The organism is Pseudomonas sp. ES3-33 (assembly GCF_000952175.1).
GTDB classification, from domain to species: domain Bacteria; phylum Pseudomonadota; class Gammaproteobacteria; order Pseudomonadales; family Pseudomonadaceae; genus Aquipseudomonas; species Aquipseudomonas gregormendelii.
Map to the genome: position 1 here is coordinate 179971 of NZ_JZRI01000074.1, position 22813 is coordinate 202783.

The window sequence follows — 22813 nt, forward strand, 5'->3', positions numbered from 1 at the left end:
TTTTTGCTGAGTGGAGGCGGGGCTGCCTCCCTTGGCTTTGGGGTTTGATGCTGGGGTTTAATGGTGGAAAAGATCGCAGCCTCGTTGCACTCGACAGCTCCTACACAGCTCCTGCACCGCTTCTACGGAGGCAATTTCCTACAGTTCGAGTTGATCGGCGCCTATTCCAAATGCAGCGGCAATCTTTTCCCGGGTCGCCTTTCGAGGCTTGGCAACTGTCTCCTGCTGGGCGAAGGCCGGCTGAGAAATACCCATACGTTTGGCGACTTCGTCCTGGGTGAGGTTAAGGTGTTCACGCCAGGCGCGAATAGGCGTCGCTCCGTCAACGATACGACTGACTACCTCGTGAGGAATCAGATCGGGTTCAATTTTGCGTGCGACGTACTGGGCATAGGGAATGACGACGAAAGCGGGATTGCCATCCGCATCGTTGATGATTTGAACGTCAGTAGGTGCGTTCATCGCGTTTCTTGACCTCTTGAATACTGACCACTTTGATGACGCCATCCCAGTCGAACATGACGCGATAGCTACCCACTCGTAGTCGGTAGGCGTAGTCATGTCCCACCAGTGCTTTGACATTGTTCACGTCCGGCATGCAAGTCAGTAGCGTGACAGCATCACGGACTTTAACCTGATGGATGGAGTGCAATTTCAACAGCTGCTTAACGGCTTTGCGTGTCCAGTGGATGCTGTTCATTGGAAGAATATAAGTCTTTTATAAGACTATCAATCTTTACTTATATTCTCGCGAAGGCAAAGGCATCAACCGTGTCAGAATATTGCTCGGATTTCTAACTCACTCCTGCCCGATCGACTCCAAAAACTCCGACCTTTCATCACTCATGCGTGCAATGCAGTCATTTTGCGCAATGGTGAACGCCTTGCTGCCACTCGTCGCCGGGAACGCTTCGACTGCGCAATCGGCGTCTCGCGTCTTCAGCCATTGTTGCTGCGCCGCTTTGATTTTTGCGGTGATGTCTGCCAGCTGGGTCGGGTTCTTGCCGTAGAGTATTTGCATGCGCTCGGCCAGGGTCTGGTAGTTGTCCTTGAGCAGGTCTTCGGCGGCGGTTCGGCCATAGACCGAGCATTCGAGGGTCTGGACGTCGTTTTCGACAGCGTCGCAGGGGGTGGTCTCGGACTCTTCTTCCGCGTGTACGGCCGTGGCGATCAATGCCAGAACCAGAAAGATCATTTTCATTGCGCTGCCGTCCCTCATTCCAGTTGAGCCTCAGTGAAGCATCCAGTCGTGCAGCGGATTCTGGCTCAACCTGACGGGCTTGAACAGGCGGGCGAGCAGGGGTGGCGACGACCCTTTGTCGCGGATTGACGCTTTCGGCAATTCCCCTGTCGTTTTTGCACCCGGCTGTCCCGGTGCTCAGGCATATGCTGGCTCCAAAGCGCCGGCACACGATTCGGCGCATGAATCGACAATAGGGGACAGCCTGATGAGCCCAGCCGAACTGCACGCCGACAGCATCGTTATCGACGGGCTGATTATCGCCAAGTGGAACCGTGAGCTGTTCGAGGACATGCGCAAAGGCGGCCTGACGGCGGCCAACTGCACCGTGTCGGTGTGGGAGGGCTTCCAGGCCACCGTCAACAACATCGCCGCGAGTCAGAAGCTGATTCGTGAAAACAGCGACCTGGTCATTCCGGTTCGCACCACCGCCGACATCCGCAAGGCCAAGGAGCAGGGCAAGACCGGTATCCTCTTCGGCTTCCAGAATGCCCACGCCTTTGAAGACCAGATCGGCTATGTCGAGGTGTTCAAGCAGCTCGGCGTCGGTATTGTGCAGATGTGCTACAACACCCAGAACCTGGTCGGTACCGGTTGCTACGAGCGCGATGGTGGCCTGTCCGGTTTCGGTCGTGAAATCGTCGCCGAGATGAACCGAGTTGGCGTGATGTGCGACCTGTCCCACGTCGGTTCGAAAACTTCTGAAGAGGTGATTCTCGAATCGAAGAAACCCGTCTGCTACTCCCACTGCCTGCCGTCGGGCCTGAAGATTCACCCGCGCAACAAATCCGATGAAGAACTCAAGTTCATTGCGGATCACGGTGGCTTTGTCGGCGTGACCATGTTCGCGCCGTTCCTCGCCAAGGGCATCGATTCGACTATCGACGACTACGCCGAAGCCATCGAATACACCATGAACATCGTCGGCGAAGACGCCATCGGCATCGGCACCGACTTTACCCAGGGTCACGGCCAGGACTTCTTCGAGTACCTGACCCATGACAAGGGTTACGCCCGCCGCCTGACCAGCTTCGGCAAGATCATCAACCCGCTGGGCATCCGCACCGTCGGCGAGTTCCCGAACCTCACCGAAACCCTGCTCAAGCGCGGCCATAGCGAGCGCGTGGTGCGCAAGATCATGGGCGAGAACTGGGTCAACGTGCTCAAAGACGTCTGGGGCGAATAAGCCGCCGCACTTCTGAATCCTTACCTGCGGCCATCCGCGCCGCAGGCAACACCCCAATTTTTCTGGAGTTATGTTTCCATGGCCAAGATCGCCCCGCAATTGCCTATCGAAGTCGACAGCGAGACCGGTGTCTGGACCTCCGATGCCCTGCCGATGCTGTACGTGCCACGTCATTTCTTCGTCAACAACCACATGGGCATCGAGGAAGTGCTGGGCGCCGACGCCTATGCCGAAATCCTCTACAAGGCCGGCTACAAGTCCGCCTGGCACTGGTGCGAAAAAGAAGCCGAATGCCACGGCCTTGAAGGCGTCGCGGTGTTCGAGCACTACATGAAGCGCCTGTCACAACGCGGCTGGGGCCTGTTCAAGATCCAGGACATCGACCTCGATAAAGGCACCGCCAGCGTCAAGCTCGAGCACTCCGCATTCGTCTACGTGTACGGCAAGGTCGGGCGCAAGGTCGACTACATGTTCACCGGCTGGTTTGCCGGTGCCATGGATCAGATTCTGCAAGCCCGCGGCAGCCAGATCCGCACGGTTGCCGAGCAAGTCTACGGTGGCTCCGAAGAAGGCCACGACGACGGTTTGTTCACCGTCAAGCCGTTGTAAGTCGAGGAACCCGCCATGGCTTTCGAAGCAATGTTCCAGCCGATCCAGATCGGCAAACTGACCATCCGCAACCGCGTGCTCAGCACCGCACACGCGGAGGTCTACGCGACCGACGGCGGCATGACCACCGACCGGTACGTCAAGTATTACGAAGAGAAAGCCAAGGGCGGGATCGGCCTGGCCATTTGCGGTGGTTCTTCGGTCGTGGCCATCGACAGCCCGCAGGAGTGGTGGAGCTCGGTGAACCTGTCCACCGACCGGATCATTCCGCATTTCCAGAATCTTGCTGACGCCATGCACAAGCACGGCGCCAAGATCATGATCCAGATTACCCACATGGGCCGGCGTTCGCGCTGGGACGGCTTCAACTGGCCGACACTGATGTCGCCGTCCGGGGTGCGCGAGCCGGTGCACCGTGCTACTTGCAAAACCATCGAGCCGGAAGAAATCTGGCGGGTTATCGGCAACTACGCGCAAGCGGCACGCCGTGCCAAGGCCGGTGGCCTGGACGGCGTCGAGTTGTCCGCCGTGCACCAGCACATGATCGACCAGTTCTGGAGCCCGCGCGTCAACAAGCGGACCGATGAGTGGGGTGGCAGCTTCGAGAACCGTATGCGTTTCGGCCTGGAAGTATTAAAAGCCGTGCGCGCCGAAGTCGGTCCCGATTTCTGCGTCGGCATCCGCTTGTGCGGCGATGAATTCCATCCGGATGGTTTGTCCCACGAGGACATGAAGCAGATCGCCAAGTACTACGACGACACCGGCATGCTGGACTTCATTGGCGTGGTGGGCTCGGGTTGCGACACCCACAACACCCTGGCCAACGTGATCCCGAACATGAGTTATCCGCCGGAGCCGTTTCTGCACCTGGCAGCCGGTATCAAGGAAGTGGTCAAGGCCCCGGTTCTGCACGCGCAGAACATCAAGGATCCGAACCAGGCGACGCGCATTCTCGAAGGCGGTTACGTCGACATGGTCGGCATGACCCGCGCGCACATCGCCGACCCGCACCTGATCGCCAAGATCAAGATGGGCCAGATCGACCAGATCAAACAGTGCGTCGGTGCCAACTACTGCATCGACCGGCAATACCAGGGCCTGGATGTGCTGTGCATCCAGAACGCAGCGACTTCCCGTGAATACATGGGCGTGCCGCACATCATCGAAAAGACTACCGGGGTCAAACGCAAGGTCGTAGTAGTGGGTGCCGGGCCTGCCGGTATGGAGGCAGCGCGCGTGGCCGCCGAACGTGGCCACGACGTGACCCTGTTCGAGAAGAAGGAATTCATCGGTGGGCAAATCACCACGGCGTCGAAAGCGCCGCAGCGCGACCAGATCGCCGGTATCACCCGCTGGTATCAGCTGGAACTGGCGCGTTTGAAAGTCGACCTGCGCCTGGGTGTGGCGGCCGATGCGCCGACCATTATGGACCTGCGCCCGGACGTCGTCGTGCTCGCCGTCGGCGGTCATCCCTTCCTGGAGCAGAATGAGCACTGGGGCGCGGCTGAAGGCCTCGTGGTCAGTAGCTGGGACATCCTTGATGGCAAAGTTGCGCCGGGCAAGAACGTGCTGGTGTACGACACTATTTGCGAGTTTACCGGCATGTCGACCGCCGACTTCCTCGCGGACAAAGGCAGCCAGGTCGAGATCGTTACCGACGACATCAAGCCAGGCGTGGCAATTGGCGGCACATCGTTCCCGACCTACTACCGCAGCATGTACCCCAAAGAAGTGATCATGACCGGGGACATGATGCTGGAGAAGGTCTACCGCGAAGGCGACAAGCTGGTGGCGGTGCTGGAGAACGAATACACCGGCGCCAAGGAGGAGCGGGTGGTGGATCAGGTAGTCGTGGAAAACGGCGTGCGCCCGGACGAAGAAATCTATTACGCGATGAAAGAAGGCTCGCGCAACAAGGGCCAGATCGACGTGGAAGCCCTGTTCGCGATCAAGCCGCAGCCTTGCCTGGAACAGAGCGGCGACGGCTACTTGCTGTTTCGCATCGGCGACTGCGTAGCCCAGCGCAACGTGCACGCGGCGATCTATGACGCGTTGCGGCTGTGCAAGGATTTCTAAGTTTTTGACGTCACCTGTGTAGGAGCTGCCGGAGGCTGCGATCTTTTGATCCTGTTTTCAAGATCAAGATCAAAAGATCGCAGCCTGCGGCAGCTCCTACGCCGAACGCGTTTCTCCAAGATGTACTGGTGGGAGCTTCACCATGTTGAACACCCTTCTTCCAATCCTGTTGTTTGCCGCCCTGGGCCTGGCTGTCCTTGGCGCGTTGCGGCGGGTGGCCATGTGGCGTCGGGGCCGGGCTTCGAAAGTTGACCTGATCGGCGGCCTGCTTGCCATGCCAAAGCGCTACATGGTCGACTTGCACCACGTGGTGGCGCGGGACAAATACATCGCCAATACCCACGTCGCCACCGCCGGTGGTGCGGTGGCTTCCGCCGTGCTGGCGATCCTGGTTCACGGTTTCGGCCTGCATAACCGCTTCCTCGGGTATGCACTGCTGCTGATGACTGCCGTGATGTTCGTGGGAGCGATTTTCGTCTACCTGCGCCGACGCAATCCTTCGGCCCGTTTGTCCAAAGGCCCGTGGATGCGCCTGCCGAAAAGTCTCCTGGCGTTCTCCGCTTCGTTTTTCCTGGTGACCCTGCCAGTAGCAGGCATCCTCCCGGAAAATTTCGGCGGCTGGATCCTGGCGGCAATCCTGTTTGTCGGCGTGTTGTGGGGCGTCTGCGAGTTGTTCTTAGGCATGACTTGGGGCGGCCCCATGAAGCACGCCTTTGCCGGTGCTCTGCACCTGGCCTGGCACCGTCGCGCCGAGCGCTTTGGCGGCGGTCGCTCCACCGGGTTGAAACCGCTGGATCTGAACGATCCTACTGCGCCGCTGGGTGTGGAAAAGCCCAAGGATTTCACCTGGAACCAGTTGCTTGGCTTCGACGCTTGCGTACAGTGTGGCAAGTGCGAGGCCGCGTGCCCGGCATTTGCCGCCGGCCAGCCGTTGAACCCGAAAAAACTGATTCAGGACATGGTCGTTGGCCTGGCCGGTGGCACCGATGCCAATTTTGCCGGCAGCCCATACCCAGGCAAGCCCATCGGTGAGCACGCCGGCAATCCGCATCAGCCGATCGTCAACGGTCTGGTGGACGCCGAAACCCTATGGTCCTGTACCACTTGCCGCGCCTGCGTTGAAGAGTGCCCGATGATGATCGAGCACGTCGATGCCATCGTTGACATGCGCCGCCATCTCACCCTGGAAAAAGGCGCGACCCCGAACAAGGGCGCCGAAGTCCTGGAAAACCTGATCGCCACCGACAATCCCGGCGGCTTCGCCCCGGGAGGGCGGATGAACTGGGCAGCGGACTTGAACCTCAATCTGATGAGCGAGAAAAAATCCGTCGACGTGCTGTTCTGGGTCGGCGACGGTGCTTTCGACATGCGCAACCAGCGCACTCTGCGTGCGTTTGTCAAAGTGCTGAAAGCGGCCAAGGTCGACTTCGCCGTTTTGGGCCTTGAAGAACGCGACAGCGGTGACGTGGCACGGCGACTGGGCGACGAAGCGACTTTCCAGCTGTTGGCCAAACGCAATATCCAGACCCTGGCCAGGTACAGCTTCAACCGCATCGTCACCTGTGACCCCCACAGCTTCCACGTGTTGAAGAACGAGTACGGCGCCTTCGACGGCAACTACCTTGTGCAGCACCACAGCACCTACATGGCAGAAATCATTGGTGCCGGCGCCCTCAGCCTCGGCCAGCACAAAGGCAGCAGCGTCACCTATCACGACCCGTGCTACCTCGGTCGTTACAACGGCGAGTACGAGGCACCCCGTGAAGTGCTGCGTGCCCTTGGCATCGAAGTCAAAGAGATGCAGCGTTCAGGTTTCCGTTCCCGTTGCTGCGGCGGTGGTGGCGGTGCGCCGATCACCGACATCCCGGGCAAGCAACGAATCCCCGACATGCGCATGGAAGACATCCGCGAAACCGGCGCCGAGCTGGTGGCAGTCGGTTGTCCACAGTGCACCGCGATGCTTGAGGGCGTGGTCGAACCGCGACCGCTGATCAAGGACATCGCTGAACTGGTGGCCGACGCGCTGCTCGAAGAGGCGGCGCCGAACAAGCCCAATGCACCGGTGCAACATGAAGAACCTGCGGAGGCCCACTGATGAGCGACATTATCCGCCGCGATCCGCGCGCCGAATGGATCGCCCGCAACCGCTTGCACCCGCTGCACGCGGCCATGCAACCGGCGCAACACAGCTGGATGGGGCCTAACGGGGTCATCCGCAAGAACCCCCACGGCGTCGGCTTTATCGGGCCCAACGGGCTGAAGCGCATCGACCGCAGCGGGGCCCAGCAAGGTGGGGCGACCAAGCGTACCGCCGCTGTAGAAGTACAATTGCCGCTGCATCAGGTGCCTGCGCCGGCGTTCTATATTTGCGTGGTCCCGGACATGGTCGGTGGCCGCCTGAGCAGTCACGACCGTGACTTGCTGGGGCTGGCTCATCAATTGGCTGGCTCGGACGGCGCGGTGTTGGCGGTGGTGTTCGGTGAACACAAGGAAAGCACATTTGCCACCGCTGGCGTGGATCGCCTGTTGGTGCTGGACGGCGAGGAATTCAGCGGTTATGCACCGGAACAACGAGTGCAGGGCCTGCGGGCTGTGGATAACCAGTTCAATCCGCGTCACTGGTTGCTGCCTGACAGCCGTACCGGCGGCGGCGAACTAGGCCGTCGGTTTGCCGCAACCTTGGGTGAACGCCCGGCAACACGGGTGTGGCAGGTCAAGGATCAGGAGTGTATCGGCCGTGCCGGTGCTGGCCTGCAGGATCTTGCCCGGCCGGTTGCGCGCCTGATTCTGGCTGCCGTCGAATGCGCCGAGCCGGTCAGTGAAAGCCGTCATGAAGCCTTGCCGGTGGAGTTATCCACAGCCGTGGCGCGCAGCCTTTCGCGCATCGAAGATCTGGGCGCAGTGGCAGTCGACCCGGCAGCGATTCCCATGGCCGAAGCGGAATTCATCTTCTCTGGCGGTAACGGCGTCAAGGACTGGGGACTTTTCCACAGTACCGCCCAAGCGTTGGGCGCTACCGAAGGCGCATCGCGGGTAGCGGTGGACGACGGCTTCATGGCGCGCGAGCGTCAGGTCGGTGCGTCCGGCACCTGGGTCACCGCACGGGTCTATGTAGCGGTGGGGATTTCCGGGGCGATCCAGCACCTGCAAGGCATCGGTGCCTGTGACAAGGTGGTGGCGATCAATCTCGACCCCGGTTGCGACATGATCAAACGGGCCGACCTGTCGGTGATCGGCGAGAGTGCCGAGATTCTACAAGCCTTGATCGATGCGGTAGCGGCTTACCGGAACGACGCCAAGCGCGATGCGGCTTAAGGGAAGGAAAAGGTCATGAGCACGAAAATCATCAGCCTGGTGTCCATCGGCGCCCACCCAACCTCCGGCCGGCCACGTCGCGCTGAGCAGGATGCGCGCGCGGTAGAACTGGGCTTGCAACTGGCTGGGGATAACTTGCAAGTCCTGCACGCAGGCGACGTCGCCGAGCCTGCCTTACGTGCCTATCTGGGTATGGGTCTTGAGCAACTGCATGTACTGGAACAACCGCAGGGCGCCGATGCATTGCCCGCATTGACCGCCTACTTGCATGAAGCCGGCGCCCAGGTGGTACTCACCGGCAGCCAGGCGGAAACCGGCGAAGGGTCGGGCATGCTGCCGTTCCTGCTGGCGGAGAGTCTCGGCTGGCCGCTGGTCGTGGGGCTGGCGCAGGTTGAATCCATCGACGGTAATTGCGCAATGGTGCTGCAGGCATTACCGCGAGGCCAGCGTCGTCGCCTTAAAGTACGGCTGCCGTTTCTGGCCACTGTGGATAACGCTGCACCCAAGCCTCGCCAGAGCGCCTACGGCCCGGCGCGACGCGGCTTGTTGCAGGCGGACGAAGTCGAGGTATTCGACGATGAGTTACTCGCGGTAGCGACCCTGCAACCTGCCAAGCCACGGCCGAAACGCTTGAAGGTGATCAAGGCCAAAAGTGGCGCTGATCGCATGAAGGCCGCAACGGCGAAGGCCAGTGGTGGGGGCGGGCAGGTTTTGAAGGGATTGACTGCGCAAGCCGCCGCCGACGCGATCCTCAAGTTGTTGATCGAAGAAGGCGTCGTTCGCTAAGGCTTGGCAGCCACTGCACGCGAGCCGTGAGCTCTGGGCCGGAGGATGCTGTGGCTTCAATACGTCAAACTATCCAGTTATTCCGGGGCTTTCTACTTGCCCACAATCGCTGTTGGCGGTTTTGTGGATAAGTTGTTTGCTGTCGGCTACAGGCCCCATAAATCGGGCTTCTCAAGAGTTTGATTAAAAAATAGCCAATCTCTCATTATCTACATGAATATCCTTCGAAATCCCTTATTTAGCGTGGTTTCCCCTGGTTTTCCACAGATCTCCAATAGTTGTCCCCGAAGTCTGTTGGCGCTTCTGTGGATAAGGTGTTTGCGATCCGCTGCGAGCCAGGCAGAGCGTGGCTTTGAAGCATTAGATCAAAAAATGATCAGTTGCTTCGATAAACGCATGTTTCGGATAAGTCACGGATTTTATTTAGTTTATACGGAAATGATTTCCGCCTATCCACAGTTGTCCCCAATTGCTGTGGGTGGAGATGTGGATAACTTGTTGGCGGAAGGCCACGAGCTGCGCACTGTATAGCTCTGAACGCAATTGATCATATTTCGTACAGTTATAACTTGAATCGGGTGTTGTCGTTAAAAGATCGCAGCCTGCGGCAGCTCCTACAGTTTGTTGTGTCCGATAAATTATCGGTGCACGCGTCACTGTAGGAGCTGGTGCAGGCTGCGATCTTTTGACTTTGATCAACCTTGAACGGGAACGCCTTTGAGATACGGCGCAGGCTCAGCCCCCAGATTGTTCAGCAGGCGTTCGCTGTACCAGTCCACAAAGTTCACCACACCGAACTCATAGGTCTTGGAATACGGCCCAGGCTGGTAAGCCGTGGAATTGATCCCGCGCTGGTTCTCTTCCGCCAGGCGACGGTCCTGGTCGTTGGTGGCATCCCAGACCTGGCGCATGCGATCAACGTCGTAGTCCACGCCTTCAACGGCGTCCTTGTGCACGATCCACTTGGTGGTGACCACGGTTTCCTGGGCACTGATCGGCCACACGGTGAACACAATGATGTGATCGCCCATGCAGTGGTTCCATGAGTGCGGCAGGTGCAGGATGCGCATCGAGCCCAGATCGGGGTTCTTGATGCGCCCCATGAGTTTTGCGCAGCCCTGTTTGCCGTCCAGGGTCATCGAGACGGTGCCCTTGAGCAGCGGCATGCGCACGATGCGGTTACGCAGGCCGAAGCTGGCATGCGCGTAAGGGATCTTCTCGGCTTCCCAGGCAGCGGCCGAGGCGGCCACGTGGTCCTTGAACCCCTGGTCGGCTCGCGGGTCGGTGACGTCGTCCCATTCCAGCAGGGTTTTGAGCAGTTCCGGGTGCGAGGCGTTGCAGTGGTAGCACTCGCGATTGTTTTCCAGTACCAGCTTCCAGTTGGCTTTTTCAACCAGGGTGGTGGTAATCGCCACCTTGGTGTTCTCCATGTCGTAGGGTTCCATGTAGTGGTTCAGCGTCGACAGGAAGTCATCGATGGCCGGCGGATTTTCCGCCAGGCTGATAAAGATGTAGCCGCCCGCAGTCTTCACGTTCACCGGCTTGAGGCCGTACTGCTTCATGTCGAAGTCGGCACCCATTTCGGTGCCCGCGAACAGCAGGCGGCCGTCCAGCTCGTAGGTCCACTGGTGGTAGTGACAGACCAGCTTGGCGACCTTGCCTTTTTCGCTGGTGCACAAACGCGAACCCCGGTGACGGCAGACGTTGTGGAACGCATGCACCACACCTTCGGCACCGCGGATCACGATGATCGGGTTCTTGCCAATCTGCAGGGTCAGGTAGTTGCCCTTGGTCGGGATCTCGCAGGTCATGCCGGCGATCAACCACTCCTTCTGGAAAATTTCCTGCATGTCGATATCAAACAGCCGCTCGTCAGAGTAAAACGGCTGCGGCAGCGAGAAAGTGCGCTCGCGCTCTTGCAGCATCTGTGCGGTGGCCTTGCGTGCGGGTTCCAGCGGATCGCCCAGGCTGATTTTTGCGGTGACGTCCATCAATTTGATCCTCAAGGCCATTCTGTGTGGCCGGCGAAAGTGGCTATGTGGCCGGTTTAGCGGGTTTGCTACGCAAGGTGTAAAGAATCTGTCTTTGTGTGGAGCGAGTGTGGGGCCGGCGCTGCCCAGAACCTTATCCATGGGCGACATGGCCCAATCTGTTCCCGACGCGCAACCCCCGGTAACCAAGGGCTGGTCGCGATAAGTATGTGAATGTCGCAGATAGGTAAATGGGTGGTTCGCGCTATACGCAGAATCGCCAACATAAGGCCGACCATCGGCGGTGGAGAACAGCATGTCCAACAGCTTCCTGAATCCGGTAACCACCCAGACCTGGGCCAATGGTCGACACATCGTCCGTTGCGTCAAAGTCATCCAGGAAACCTGGGACGTGCGCACTTTCTGCTTTATGGCAGACCAGCCGATCCTGTTCTTTTTCAAGCCGGGGCAGTTCGTTACCCTGGAGCTGGAAATCGAAGGCGTGCCGATCATGCGTTCTTACACCATTTCCAGCTCGCCCTCTGTGCCGTACAGCTTCTCCGTGACCATCAAGCGCGTGCCGGGGGGCAAGGTCTCGAACTGGTTGCACGACACTCTGCACGAAGGCCAGGAGCTGGCGGTGCACGGGCCGGTCGGGCTGTTCAACGCCATGGACTTTACCGCGCCAAAGGTCTTGTACCTCAGCGGTGGGGTCGGCATCACGCCAGTGATGTCCATGGCGCGCTGGTTCTACGACACCAACGGCAACGTCGACATGGTGTTCATTCACAGCGCCCGTTCACCCAAGGACATCATCTACCACCGTGAGCTCGAACACATGGCGTCGCGGATCGACAACTTCAGCCTGCACCTGATATGCGAGAAGCATGGTCTGGGTGAGCCTTGGGCGGGGTATCGCGGTTACCTGAACCACAAGATGCTGGAGCTGATGGCACCCGACTTCATGGAGCGCGAAGTGTTCTGCTGCGGCCCGACGCCGTACATGAATGCGGTCAAGCGCATGCTTGAAGCGGTCGGCTTCGACATGTCGCGTTATCACGAAGAATCCTTCGGTGCGACGCCACCGGAAGCCCGGGCGGATGCGGTGGAGCAGGCGGAAATTGCTGCCGACGCGCCGGAAGTTGATTTGGCGGATCTGCATCAGGTCGAATTTATCTCGTCCGGCAAGAGCATTCGTGTGGCGCCCGGTGAAACCGTGCATGCGGCGGCGGCCAAGCTCGGTTTGCTGATTCCGAAGGCCTGCGGGATGGGTATTTGCGGTACGTGCAAGGTGTTGAAATTGGGGGGCGAGGTGGAAATGGACCACAACGGCGGAATTACCGAAGAGGACGAAGCGGAAGGGTTCATCCTGTCGTGCTGCAGCGTGCCGAAAGGGGACGTGCGCATTGAGTTTTAATCGGCGTGGTGATGACTGCTGATTGACCCTGCGGACCATGGATGACGAAATCTGTAGGAGCTGCCGAGTGCAACGAGGCTGCGATCTTTTGATCTTGACTTTAAAACCAAAATCAAAAGATCGCAGCCTCGTTGCACTCGACAGCTCCTACGGCTCCTACAGGTGCGCAGGTCCACAAGCAGGTAGCTGCGCAGACCTGCAGAGGGAAAGCTTAGCGGGACATGACCTCGCGAATGTCCGCCGCCAATTCACGTACCCGTTCCTCCTCGGTGTCCCACGAGCACATGAAGCGCGCGCCGCCGTTGCCGATGAAGGTGTAGAAGCGCCAGCCCTTGGCGGTCAGTGCGGCGATGGCCGGTTCCGACAGTTGCAGGAACACGCCGTTGGCCTGCACCGGGAACATCAGTTCCACTCCTGGAATATCGCTGACCAGCTCGGCCAGCAATTGCGCGCAATGGTTGGCGTGGCGGGCGTATTTGAGCCAGGCGTCGTTTTCCAGGATCCCGACCCAGGGGGCCGAGAGGAAGCGCATTTTCGAGGCCAACTGCCCGGCCTGCTTGCAGCGGTAGTCGAAGTCTTCGGCCAGTTTGTGGTTGAAAAACAGGATCGCTTCACCCACCGCCATGCCGTTTTTCGTACCGCCAAAGCACAGCACGTCGACACCGGCCTTCCAAGTCAGGTCCGCTGGAGAGCAGCCTAGAAAGGCGCAGGCGTTGGAGAATCGCGCGCCGTCCATGTGCAGGTTCAGGCCGAGCTCCTTGCAGGTGGCGCTGATGGCACGGATTTCTTCAGGGGTGTAGATGCTGCCGACTTCGGTGGCCTGGGTCAGGGTCACTACGCGGGGTTTTGGGTAGTGAATATCCTGGCGCTTGAGAGCGACTTCACGAATGGATGCCGGGGTCAGCTTGCCATTTTCGGTGCGCGCAACCAGCAGCTTGGAGCCGTTGGAGAAGAATTCGGGCGCGCCGCATTCGTCGGTCTCGACGTGGGCGGTTTCCGAGCAGATCACGCTGTGGTAACTCTGGCACAGCGACGACAGGGCCAGGGAGTTGGCAGCGGTGCCGTTGAAGGCAAAGAACACTTCGCAGTCGGTTTCGAACAGTTTGCGGAATTGATCGGACGCGCGTGCGGTCCATTCATCGTCGCCATAAGCGCGCTGGTGGCCGTGGTTGGCCTGCTCCATGGCAGCCCAGGCTTCAGGGCAGATACCGGAATAGTTGTCGCTGGCGAATTGTTGGCTCTTGTCGGTCATGGCCGGCTTCCGTGATCGAAGCTCTTATGGTGAAGAGCATTCGTGGTCAATGATGGTGCGCACTTTACCGAAGATCGTCCGGGGAGCACACGGGATGTTGCTTTCGAAAAAATACAGCGTTGGCGGACAATTATGCACATGACTCAGCGCGATGGTGCACTCGATCTGCTCAAGTGGCTGGCGCTTTTGAGCATGGTGCTCGATCACCTGCGATATGTCGGCTATTCCATTGATATCCTGTTTGCGCCGGGGCGATTGGCGTTCCCATGGTTCTGCCTGGCAATGGCTGCGAACCTGGCGCGGATGGGCGCATCCCGCGCCGGCACTCCGTGGCGGTATCTGTCGTGGTTGGTGGTGTTCAGCGCCATCAGCGAGATCCCGTATCGGCTCTTCATGCCGGCGCCCGACACGCTGAACGTGCTGCCCACGCTGGTACTAGGGTTGTTGGTGGCGCGCGGCTGGCAGCAGCAAACGCTGGAATCGCGTCTACTCGCGCTGGGTGCATTGGTACTGGCTGCATTGTTCCCGGAACGACTGATGTTCGGGTTCTTCGGCGTGCTGTTGCCGCTGGCGATGCTGCTGGTGATCAGGCGGCCCTGGTATTACAGCCTGTTGCCTGGGGTGGTGGGCCTGGCGGCGAATCAATGGCAGGTGCTGTATCCGGCGGCGCAGTTTGGCAATGTCGCCGCCATCTGGGGCATTGTCACTTGTCTGATCGCGCCATGGCTGGGGATGGTCTTGTTGCGACATGCCAAACATCTCAAGCCTGCGCCGATGCGACGCTGGGCGTATGCGTTGTATCCGCTGCATTTCCTTCTGCTGTTACTCGTCCGCGAAATCATCGCTTAACCCTGTGGGAGCTGGCTTGCCAGCGATAGCGGCGTCACATCCGGCATTGATGGTGGATGACCCACCGCCATCGCTGGCAAGCCAGCTCCCACAGGGTTTTTCGTTGATTTGAGGATCGTGTTCGGCATGCCATTTCCGCCCATGTCGTAAACGCACCTTTGCGTGGCGTCCGTAGGCATTTGGCCTGTCTGCGCCGGTCATACCATCGCATCAAAGGGCACTGTCGCAACACCAGTGCCTCACCGAGACGAATGGCGCATAGATGCCGCTGGGAGAGACGCGATGTTCAGCAAGCAAGACCAGATCCAGGGTTACGACGATGCACTGCTGGCGGCGATGAATGCCGAGGAGCAACGTCAGGAAGATCATATCGAGCTGATCGCGTCCGAAAACTACACCAGCAAACGCGTGATGGAAGCGCAAGGCAGCGGCCTGACCAACAAATACGCCGAAGGCTACCCGGGCAAGCGCTACTACGGTGGCTGCGAGCACGTCGACAAGGTTGAAGCGCTGGCCATCGAGCGCGCCAAGCAACTGTTCGGTGCCGATTACGCCAACGTCCAGCCGCATTCCGGCAGCCAGGCTAACGCCGCTGTCTATCTGGCCTTGTTGAACGCAGGCGATACCGTGCTGGGCATGAGCCTGGCCCACGGCGGTCACCTCACTCACGGCGCCAAGGTCAGCTTCTCCGGCAAGCTCTACAACGCCGTGCAGTACGGCATCGACACCACCACCGGCCTGATCGACTATGACGAAGTCGAGCGCCTGGCGGTCGAGCACAAGCCGAAAATGATCATCGCCGGGTTCTCCGCCTACTCCAAGACTCTGGACTTCCCGCGCTTCCGCCAGATCGCTGACAAAGTCGGTGCCTACTTCTTCGTCGACATGGCGCACGTCGCCGGCCTGGTCGCTGCCGGGCTGTACCCGAACCCTCTGCCATACGCCGACGTCGTCACCACCACCACCCACAAGACCCTGCGCGGTCCACGGGGTGGCTTGATCCTGGCCAAGGCCAACGAAGAGCTGGAAAAGAAATTCAACGCTGCCGTGTTCCCCGGCGGCCAGGGCGGCCCGCTGATGCACGTGATAGCCGGCAAGGCCGTGTGCTTCAAGGAAGCGCTGGAGCCAGGTTTCAAGGCGTACCAGCAGCAAGTGATCGACAACGCCCAGGCCATGGCCGGCGTATTTATCAATCGCGGCTACGATGTAGTGTCCGGCGGCACCGATAACCACCTGTTCCTGGTCAGCCTGATTCGTCAGGGCCTTACCGGCAAAGAAGCGGATGCAGCACTCGGTCGCGCTCACATCACCGTGAACAAGAACGCTGTCCCGAACGATCCACAGTCGCCGTTCGTGACCTCTGGCCTGCGCATCGGCACTCCGGCGGTGACGACTCGCGGCTTCAAGGTGACGCAGTGCGTCACGCTGGCCGGCTGGATCTGCGACATCCTCGACAACCTCGGCGACGCCGACGTAGAAGCAAATGTTGCCCAGCAAGTGACGGCCCTGTGCGCGGACTTCCCGGTTTATCGCTGAGCGCGGTTTTGGAGTAAATGACTATGCAACGGTATTCGGGCTTCGGCCTCTTCAAACACTCCCTCAGCCATCACGAAAACTGGCAGAAAATGTGGCGCACGCCGACCCCTAAAAAGGTCTATGACGTGGTCATCGTCGGTGGTGGCGGGCATGGTCTCGCGACCGCCTACTACCTCGCCAAGGAACACGGCATCACCAATGTGGCCGTGGTCGAGAAAGGCTGGCTGGGCGGCGGTAACACCGCGCGCAACACCACCATCGTTCGTTCCAACTACCTGTGGGACGAGTCGGCGCACCTGTACGAACACGCGATGAAACTGTGGGAAGGCCTGTCACAGGACCTGAACTACAACGTGATGTTCTCCCAGCGCGGCGTCTACAACCTGTGCCACACCCTGCAGGACATCCGTGATTCCGAGCGTCGGGTCAGCGCCAACCGCCTCAACGGCGTGGACGGTGAACTGCTCGATGCCAAGCAAGTGGCCGATGAGATTCCGTACCTCGACTGCTCGAAAAACACTCGCTACCCGGTGATGGGCGCCACTGTCCAGCGTCGCGGCGGCGTGGCCCGTCACGATGCCGTGGCCTGGGGCTTTGCCCGTGCCGCCGATGCACTGGGCGTGGACCTGATCCAGCAGACCGAAGTGATCGGCTTCCGCAAGGAAAACGGTGTATGCATCGGCGTGGAAACCAACAAGGGCTTCATCGGCGCCAAGCGCGTTGGCGTGGTGACAGCCGGTAACTCCGGGCACATGGCAAAGCTGGCAGGTTTCCGGCTGCCGATCGAATCCCACCCGCTGCAAGCGCTGGTGTCCGAGCCGATCAAGCCGATTATCGACAGCGTGATCATGTCCAACGCCGTACACGGTTACATCAGCCAGTCCGACAAGGGCGACCTGGTGATCGGCGCCGGTATCGACGGCTACAACGGCTACGGCCAGCGCGGTTCGTACCCGGTGATCGAGCACACCATCCAGGCCATCGTCGAGATGTTCCCGGTGTTGTCCCGCGTGCGCATGAACCGGCAGTGGGGTGGCATCGTCGACACCACGCCGGACGCCTGCCCGATCATTTCAAAAACCCCGGTGCCGAACATGTTCTTCAACTGCGGTTGGGGCACCGGTGGCTTCAAGGCAACACCTGGCTCGGGCAACGTATTTGCCGCGAGCCTGGCCAAGGGTGAAATGCACCCATTGGCTGCACCTTTCTCCATCGACCGTTTCCACAACGGTGCGTTGATCGATGAACACGGCGCTGCTGCGGTTGCCCACTAACAGGAGAAATCCCCATGTTGCATATCTTCTGTCCTCACTGCGGCGAGCTGCGCTCCGAAGAGGAATTTCACGCATCCGGCCAGGCGCACATCCCGCGTCCACTGGACCCGACCTCCTGCACCGACGAGGAGTGGGGAGACTATATGTTCTTCCGCGATAACCCTCGCGGCCTGCACCACGAGCTGTGGATTCATGCCGCCGGTTGCCGTCAGTACTTCAACGCCACCCGCGACACCGTGACCTACGAAATTCTCGAAACCTACAAGATCGGCACCAAGCCACAATTCACCGACAAGACCGACAGCCCGAAAGCGGCCGCCACGGCTCTGGGAGAGAAGGTATGAGCCAGATCAATCGCCTGTCCAACGGCGGACGCATCGACCGCAACAAAGTGCTGAGCTTCACGTTCAACGGCCAGAGCTACAAGGGCTATGAAGGTGACTCCCTGGCCGCCGCGCTGATCGCCAACGGCGTGGATATCATCGGTCGCAGCTTCAAGTATTCCCGCCCACGCGGCATCTTCGCCGCAGGCGCTGAAGAGCCGAACGCAGTGCTGCAGATCGGCGCGACCGAAGCCACGCAGATACCTAACGTACGCGCCACGCAACAGGCCCTGTATCAAGGCCTGGTCGCCACCAGCACCAACGGCTGGCCAAGCGTGAACAACGACATGATGGGCATTCTCGGCAAGGTCGGCGGCAAGCTGATGCCGCCGGGCTTTTACTACAAAACCTTCATGTACCCGCAATCGTTCTGGATGACCTACGAGAAGTACATTCGTAAGGCCGCAGGTCTTGGTCGATCGCCGACCGAGAACGATCCGGACACCTACGACTACATGAACCAGCACTGTGACGTGCTGATCGTTGGCGGTGGCCCTGCTGGCCTGGCCGCGGCACTGGCGGCTGCGCGCAGCGGTGCCCGGGTGATCCTGGCCGATGAACAGGAAGAGTTCGGCGGCAGCCTGCTCGATTCCCGCGAAAGCCTCGACGGCAAGCCTGCCGTGGAATGGATCGCCAGCGTCATCGACGAACTGAAGAACACCCCTGACGTGCTGCTGTTGCCGCGTGCCACGGTCAACGGTTACCACGACCATAACTTCCTGACCATTCACGAGCGTCTCACCGATCACCTCGGCGACCGCGCTCCGATCGGCCAGGTGCGTCAACGCATTCACCGCGTCCGCGCCAAGCGCGTGGTGCTGGCGACCGGTGCTCACGAGCGTCCGCTGGTCTACGGCAACAACGACGTGCCGGGCAACATGCTTGCCGGTGCCGTCTCGACTTACGTTCGCCGGTATGGCGTCGCACCCGGCAAAAAGCTGGTCCTGAGCACCAACAACGACCACGCCTATCGCGTGGCGCTGGATTGGCTCGATGCCAGCCTGCAAGTCGTGGCTATCGCTGACGCGCGCAGCAATCCGCGCGGCGCGCTGGTGGAAGAGGCGCGCGCCAAAGGCATTCGCATCCTGACCGGCAGTGCCGTGATCGAGTCTCGCGGCACCAAGCGCGTGACTGGCGCGCGCATTGCTGCCATTGACGTCAAAGGGCACAAGGTCACCAGCCCCGGCGAATGGCTGGACTGCGACCTGGTGGTCAGCTCCGGCGGCTACAGCCCGGTGGTGCACCTGGCGTCGCACCTGGGAGGCAAGCCGACCTGGCGTGAAGACATCCTCGGTTTTGTACCGGGCGAGGCACCGCAAAAGCGCGTCTGCGTGGGCGGTATCAATGGCGTCTACGGTCTGGGTGATTCCCTGGCCGATGGTTTTGAAGGTGGCGCCCGTGCCGCCAGCGAAGCCGGTTTCGGGGTGGTCGAAGGTACTTTGCCTAAAGCCCTGAGCCGCCTCGAAGAGCCAACCCTGGCGCTGTTCCAGGTGCCCCACGAGAAGAATTCGGCCCGTGCACCCAAGCAATTTGTCGACTTCCAGAACGACGTCACCGCCGGTGGCATCGAACTGGCGACCCGCGAAGGTTTCGAGTCGGTTGAGCACGTCAAACGCTACACCGCACTGGGCTTCGGCACCGATCAGGGCAAGCTGGGTAACGTCAACGGCCTGGCCATCGCCGCCCGCTCGCTGAACGTCACCATCCCGCAGATGGGCACCACGATGTTCCGTCCCAACTACACGCCGGTGACTTTCGGTGCCGTAGCCGGTCGTCACTGTGGGCACATCTTCGAGCCTGTGCGTTTCACTGCATTGCATCACTGGCACGTGAAAAACGGCGCCGAGTTTGAAGACGTCGGCCAATGGAAACGCCCATGGTATTTCCCGAAAAACGGTGAAGACCTGCATGCCGCGGTCAAGCGCGAATGCAAGGCCGTGCGCGACAGCGTCGGTCTGCTGGATGCTTCGACCCTGGGCAAGATCGACATCCAGGGCCCGGACGCCCGCGAATTCCTCAACCGCATCTACACCAACGCCTGGACCAAGCTCGATGTGGGCAAGGCGCGTTACGGCCTGATGTGCAAAGAAGACGGCATGGTGTTCGACGACGGCGTGACCGCTTGCCTGGCCGACAACCATTTTGTGATGACCACCACCACCGGCGGCGCCGCTCGGGTACTGCAGTGGCTGGAAATTTACCAGCAGACCGAATGGCCAGACCTGAAGGTGTACTTCACTTCAGTGACTGACCATTGGGCAACCATGACCCTGTCCGGCCCGAACAGCCGCAAGCTGCTCAGCCAGGTCACGGACATCGACTTGAGCAACGAAGCCTTCCCGTTCATGACCTGGAAAGAAGGCCTGGTCGGTGGCGTCCCGGCGCGGGTGTTCCGGATTTCGTTTACCGGCGAGCTGTCGTATGAAGTCAACGTGCAAGCCGACTACGCGATGGGCGTGCTGGAGAAAATCGTAGAGGCGGGCAAGCAGTACAACCTGACCCCGTATGGCACTGAAACCATGCACGTTCTGCGGGCCGAGAAGGGCTTCATTATCGTCGGCCAGGACACCGACGGTTCGATGACCCCGGATGACCTGAACATGGGCTGGTGTGTCGGTCGCACCAAACCGTTCTCGTGGATCGGCTGGCGCGGCATGAACCGCGAGGATTGTGTGCGCGATCAACGCAAACAGCTGGTTGGCCTGAAGCCGATCGATCCGACCAAATGGCTCCCTGAGGGTGCGCAGCTGGTGTTCAACACCAAGCAGGCGATCCCGATGAGCATGGTCGGCCACGTGACCTCCAGCTACGCGCACAACTCCCTGGGCTATTCGTTTGCCATGGGCGTGGTCAAGGGCGGCCTGAACCGCATGGGCGAGCGAGTGTTCGCCCCGCTGGCGGATGGCAGCGTGATCGAGGCGGAAATCGTTTCTTCGGTGTTCTTTGATCCGAAGGGCGAGCGCCAGAACATTTGATGACCTCGAGATCTGTGGGCGGGCTACCAATCGCTAGCCTGCTGGCGATGACGGCAGTGCAGCCACCACAGGAACCAACAGAATTCAGGAACAGGTGCTTTATGACCGCAGCCAATGTGTACCAACAACGCCCAACCACCGGCGCCAAGGCCGAGTCGTCGTTGCATCATGCCGACCTCGCCAGCCTGGTAGGCAAGGGTCGCAAGAATGCCGGCGTGATCGTGCGTGAGAAGAAACTCCTCGGCCACCTGACCATCCGTGGCGATGGCCACGATGCCGCGTTTTCCGAAGGGGTGCACAAGGCCCTCGGCATTGAATTGCCGGGCGCTCTGAGCGTGATCGTCAAGGGCGAGACCAGCCTGCAGTGGATGGGGCCGGATGAGTGGCTGCTGATCGTGCCGACCGGTGAAGAATTTGCCGCCGAGCAAAAGCTGCGTGAAGCGCTGGGTGATTTGCACATCCAGATCGTCAACGTCAGCGGCGGCCAGCAGATCCTCGAACTGAGCGGCCCGAATGTGCGCCAGGTCCTGATGAAATCGACCAGCTACGACGTGCACCCCAACAGCTTCCCGGTGGGCAAGGCCGTGGGCACGGTGTTCGCCAAGTCGCAACTGGTGATCCGCCATACCGCCGAAGACACCTGGGAGCTGCTGATCCGTCGCAGCTTCTCTGATTACTGGTGGTTGTGGTTGCAGGATGCCGCAGCCGAGTACGGCCTTAGCGTCCAGGCTTGATCACAACCGCTCACCTGTAGGAGCGAGCTTGCTCGCGATGGACTTGAGGACGACGCGTTAACCCAGGCAGTACGCGTTATCGTTGGCGCCCATCGCGAGCAAGCTCGCTCCTACAGAGGTAGCGTCGTTTACCGATACCTCAGGAGTCACTGCACTATGAGCCGCGCCCCAGACACATGGATTCTGACCGCCGACTGCCCTAGCGTCCTCGGCACCGTGGACGCGGTGACGCGGTTTCTTTTCGAGCAGGGCTGCTACGTCACCGAGCACCACTCCTTCGATGATCGGCTCTCGGGACGGTTTTTCATCCGGGTGGAATTCCGTCAGCCTGACGGGTTCGATGAACAGTCATTCCGCGCCGGCTTGCAGGAGCGCGGTGAAGCGTTCGGCATGATCTTCGAACTGACTGCGCCGAACTATCGGCCAAAAGTGGTGATCATGGTGTCCAAGGCCGATCACTGCCTCAACGATCTGCTCTATCGCCAACGCATTGGCCAACTGTCCATGGACGTGGCCGCAGTGGTCTCCAATCACCCGGACCTCAAGCCGCTGGCCGAGTGGCACCAGATTCCTTACTACCACTTCCCGCTCGACCCGAACGACAAGCCATCGCAAGAGCGTCAGGTGTGGCAAGTGATCGAAGAGTGCGGTGCGGAGTTGGTGATTCTTGCGCGCTACATGCAGGTCCTGTCACCGGAGCTGTGCCGCAAGCTCGATGGCAAGGCGATCAATATCCATCACTCCCTGTTGCCCGGTTTCAAGGGCGCCAAGCCGTATCACCAGGCCTACAACAAGGGTGTGAAACTGGTGGGCGCCACGGCGCACTACATCAACAACGACCTGGACGAAGGGCCGATCATTGCCCAGGGCGTGGAGGCCGTGGATCACAGTCACTACCCGGAAGACCTGATCGCCAAGGGGCGGGATATCGAAGGGCTGACCTTGGCGCGAGCGGTGGGTTATCACATTGAGCGGCGGGTGTTCCTGAACGCCAATCGCACCGTCGTTCTTTAAATCGCTATCGCTGCCAAGCCAGCTCCCACAGGGCTGAGGTCGCTCAGAAAATGTGCACAACCCTAACATTGTGGGAGCGGGCTTGCCCGCGATGAGGCCCTCAAACACAACACAAGACACAAGACCCACAGGCAATAACCCGAGCAATCAACGCGCCGCCGCTACAAGGCGACGTGAGTGCGACATAAAAACAACAG

Annotated in this window: 19 protein-coding genes; 14 read left to right on the plus strand and 5 right to left on the minus strand. The window is 60.0% G+C overall.

Annotated elements, in window-relative coordinates:
• Positions 1 to 138: 138 nt before the first annotated feature.
• The 3 genes from UB23_RS13930 to UB23_RS13940 form a co-directional block, all read right to left on the minus strand.
• Positions 139 to 462: a helix-turn-helix domain-containing protein gene (locus UB23_RS13930; protein WP_045059898.1), complete on the minus strand. Its 324-nt coding sequence runs from the start codon at positions 460 to 462 to the stop codon at positions 139 to 141.
• Positions 446 to 700, minus strand: coding sequence for a type II toxin-antitoxin system RelE family toxin (locus UB23_RS13935; RefSeq protein WP_045059899.1), 255 nt, complete (start codon positions 698 to 700; stop codon positions 446 to 448). The genes UB23_RS13930 and UB23_RS13935 overlap by 17 nt, the downstream gene beginning before the upstream one ends.
• Before the next feature lie 99 nt (positions 701 to 799).
• Positions 800 to 1201: a lysozyme inhibitor LprI family protein gene (locus UB23_RS13940; protein WP_045059900.1), complete on the minus strand. Its 402-nt coding sequence runs from the start codon at positions 1199 to 1201 to the stop codon at positions 800 to 802.
• Between the two features lie 247 nt (positions 1202 to 1448).
• Here UB23_RS13940 and UB23_RS13945 point away from each other — a divergent pair, with 247 nt between their 5' ends.
• The 6 genes from UB23_RS13945 (at position 1449) to etfB (ending at position 9212) form a co-directional block, all read left to right on the plus strand.
• Complete coding sequence (locus UB23_RS13945) at positions 1449 to 2426, plus strand: dipeptidase (protein ID WP_008033250.1); 978 nt, start codon at positions 1449 to 1451, stop codon at positions 2424 to 2426.
• A 78-nt stretch (positions 2427 to 2504) separates the two neighbouring features.
• Positions 2505 to 3035, plus strand: a complete 531-nt coding sequence (locus tag UB23_RS13950; protein ID WP_034116150.1) for a DUF5943 domain-containing protein — start codon at positions 2505 to 2507, stop codon at positions 3033 to 3035.
• Between the two features lie 15 nt (positions 3036 to 3050).
• Positions 3051 to 5111: a dimethylglycine demethylation protein DgcA gene (gene dgcA / locus UB23_RS13955; protein WP_045059901.1), complete on the plus strand. Its 2061-nt coding sequence runs from the start codon at positions 3051 to 3053 to the stop codon at positions 5109 to 5111.
• A 142-nt stretch (positions 5112 to 5253) separates the two neighbouring features.
• Entirely contained in the window at positions 5254 to 7206 is a 1953-nt protein-coding gene (gene dgcB, locus UB23_RS13960) for a dimethylglycine demethylation protein DgcB (RefSeq protein WP_045059902.1), read from the plus strand.
• Positions 7206 to 8426 carry an electron transfer flavoprotein subunit alpha gene (gene etfA / locus UB23_RS13965; protein ID WP_045059903.1) on the plus strand — a complete coding sequence of 407 codons (1221 nt, stop codon included), beginning with the start codon at positions 7206 to 7208 and terminating at the stop codon, positions 8424 to 8426. Before dgcB ends, etfA begins: the two co-directional genes overlap by 1 nt.
• Before the next feature lie 15 nt (positions 8427 to 8441).
• The gene (gene etfB / locus UB23_RS13970; RefSeq protein ID WP_045059904.1) at positions 8442 to 9212 is read left to right on the plus strand and encodes an electron transfer flavoprotein subunit beta; all 771 of its coding nucleotides are present in this window, start codon (positions 8442 to 8444) and stop codon (positions 9210 to 9212) included.
• 695 nt (positions 9213 to 9907) lie between these two features.
• On the opposite strand, the gene gbcA is transcribed toward etfB, so the two are convergent.
• Positions 9908 to 11203, minus strand: a complete 1296-nt coding sequence (gene gbcA, locus UB23_RS13975) for a glycine-betaine demethylase subunit GbcA (protein ID WP_045059905.1) — start codon at positions 11201 to 11203, stop codon at positions 9908 to 9910.
• A 295-nt stretch (positions 11204 to 11498) separates the two neighbouring features.
• Between gbcA and gbcB the strand changes: the two genes are divergently transcribed.
• Complete coding sequence (gbcB, locus tag UB23_RS13980) at positions 11499 to 12599, plus strand: glycine-betaine demethylase subunit GbcB (RefSeq protein ID WP_045059906.1); 1101 nt, start codon at positions 11499 to 11501, stop codon at positions 12597 to 12599.
• Between the two features lie 211 nt (positions 12600 to 12810).
• Here the strand turns inward: gbcB and UB23_RS13985 are convergent, their stop codons facing one another.
• Positions 12811 to 13851, minus strand: coding sequence for a threonine aldolase family protein (locus UB23_RS13985; RefSeq protein ID WP_045059907.1), 1041 nt, complete (start codon positions 13849 to 13851; stop codon positions 12811 to 12813).
• A 132-nt stretch (positions 13852 to 13983) separates the two neighbouring features.
• Between UB23_RS13985 and UB23_RS13990 the strand changes: the two genes are divergently transcribed.
• The 7 genes from UB23_RS13990 to purU all read left to right on the plus strand — a co-directional run bounded on the left by UB23_RS13990 (position 13984) and on the right by purU (position 22616).
• Entirely contained in the window at positions 13984 to 14700 is a 717-nt protein-coding gene (locus tag UB23_RS13990) for a TraX family protein (RefSeq protein WP_045059908.1), read from the plus strand.
• Positions 14701 to 14982: 282 nt separating this feature from the next.
• Positions 14983 to 16236: a serine hydroxymethyltransferase gene (gene glyA, locus UB23_RS13995; protein WP_045059909.1), complete on the plus strand. Its 1254-nt coding sequence runs from the start codon at positions 14983 to 14985 to the stop codon at positions 16234 to 16236.
• A gap of 23 nt (positions 16237 to 16259) precedes the next feature.
• Positions 16260 to 17510 (plus strand): sarcosine oxidase subunit beta, encoded by a 1251-nt coding sequence (locus UB23_RS14000; protein WP_007947735.1) that lies wholly within the window; start codon positions 16260 to 16262, stop codon positions 17508 to 17510.
• A gap of 14 nt (positions 17511 to 17524) precedes the next feature.
• Positions 17525 to 17854, plus strand: coding sequence for a sarcosine oxidase subunit delta (locus tag UB23_RS14005; protein ID WP_045059910.1), 330 nt, complete (start codon positions 17525 to 17527; stop codon positions 17852 to 17854).
• Entirely contained in the window at positions 17851 to 20868 is a 3018-nt protein-coding gene (locus UB23_RS14010; protein WP_045059911.1) for a sarcosine oxidase subunit alpha, read from the plus strand. The genes UB23_RS14005 and UB23_RS14010 overlap by 4 nt, the downstream gene beginning before the upstream one ends.
• A gap of 101 nt (positions 20869 to 20969) precedes the next feature.
• On the plus strand, positions 20970 to 21602 hold the full coding sequence (locus UB23_RS14015; RefSeq protein ID WP_045059912.1) for a sarcosine oxidase subunit gamma: 633 nt from the start codon (positions 20970 to 20972) through the stop codon (positions 21600 to 21602).
• Between the two features lie 156 nt (positions 21603 to 21758).
• On the plus strand, positions 21759 to 22616 hold the full coding sequence (gene purU, locus UB23_RS14020; protein WP_045059913.1) for a formyltetrahydrofolate deformylase: 858 nt from the start codon (positions 21759 to 21761) through the stop codon (positions 22614 to 22616).
• Positions 22617 to 22813: the final 197 nt, after the last annotated feature.

What these genes read in the sequence shown, in the direction of transcription:
- UB23_RS13930 (WP_045059898.1), bottom strand. Translation starts at nt 462, where the DNA reads ATGAACGCACCTACTGACGTTCAAATCATCAACGATGCGGATGGCAAT.
- UB23_RS13935 (WP_045059899.1), bottom strand. Translation starts at nt 700, where the DNA reads ATGAACAGCATCCACTGGACACGCAAAGCCGTTAAGCAGCTGTTGAAA.
- UB23_RS13940 (WP_045059900.1), bottom strand. Translation starts at nt 1,201, where the DNA reads ATGAAAATGATCTTTCTGGTTCTGGCATTGATCGCCACGGCCGTACAC.
- UB23_RS13945 (WP_008033250.1), top strand. Translation starts at nt 1,449, where the DNA reads ATGAGCCCAGCCGAACTGCACGCCGACAGCATCGTTATCGACGGGCTG.
- UB23_RS13950 (WP_034116150.1), top strand. Translation starts at nt 2,505, where the DNA reads ATGGCCAAGATCGCCCCGCAATTGCCTATCGAAGTCGACAGCGAGACC.
- dgcA (WP_045059901.1), top strand. Translation starts at nt 3,051, where the DNA reads ATGGCTTTCGAAGCAATGTTCCAGCCGATCCAGATCGGCAAACTGACC.
- dgcB (WP_045059902.1), top strand. Translation starts at nt 5,254, where the DNA reads ATGTTGAACACCCTTCTTCCAATCCTGTTGTTTGCCGCCCTGGGCCTG.
- etfA (WP_045059903.1), top strand. Translation starts at nt 7,206, where the DNA reads ATGAGCGACATTATCCGCCGCGATCCGCGCGCCGAATGGATCGCCCGC.
- etfB (WP_045059904.1), top strand. Translation starts at nt 8,442, where the DNA reads ATGAGCACGAAAATCATCAGCCTGGTGTCCATCGGCGCCCACCCAACC.
- gbcA (WP_045059905.1), bottom strand. Translation starts at nt 11,203, where the DNA reads ATGGACGTCACCGCAAAAATCAGCCTGGGCGATCCGCTGGAACCCGCA.
- gbcB (WP_045059906.1), top strand. Translation starts at nt 11,499, where the DNA reads ATGTCCAACAGCTTCCTGAATCCGGTAACCACCCAGACCTGGGCCAAT.
- UB23_RS13985 (WP_045059907.1), bottom strand. Translation starts at nt 13,851, where the DNA reads ATGACCGACAAGAGCCAACAATTCGCCAGCGACAACTATTCCGGTATC.
- UB23_RS13990 (WP_045059908.1), top strand. Translation starts at nt 13,984, where the DNA reads ATGCACATGACTCAGCGCGATGGTGCACTCGATCTGCTCAAGTGGCTG.
- glyA (WP_045059909.1), top strand. Translation starts at nt 14,983, where the DNA reads ATGTTCAGCAAGCAAGACCAGATCCAGGGTTACGACGATGCACTGCTG.
- UB23_RS14000 (WP_007947735.1), top strand. Translation starts at nt 16,260, where the DNA reads ATGCAACGGTATTCGGGCTTCGGCCTCTTCAAACACTCCCTCAGCCAT.
- UB23_RS14005 (WP_045059910.1), top strand. Translation starts at nt 17,525, where the DNA reads ATGTTGCATATCTTCTGTCCTCACTGCGGCGAGCTGCGCTCCGAAGAG.
- UB23_RS14010 (WP_045059911.1), top strand. Translation starts at nt 17,851, where the DNA reads ATGAGCCAGATCAATCGCCTGTCCAACGGCGGACGCATCGACCGCAAC.
- UB23_RS14015 (WP_045059912.1), top strand. Translation starts at nt 20,970, where the DNA reads ATGACCGCAGCCAATGTGTACCAACAACGCCCAACCACCGGCGCCAAG.
- purU (WP_045059913.1), top strand. Translation starts at nt 21,759, where the DNA reads ATGAGCCGCGCCCCAGACACATGGATTCTGACCGCCGACTGCCCTAGC.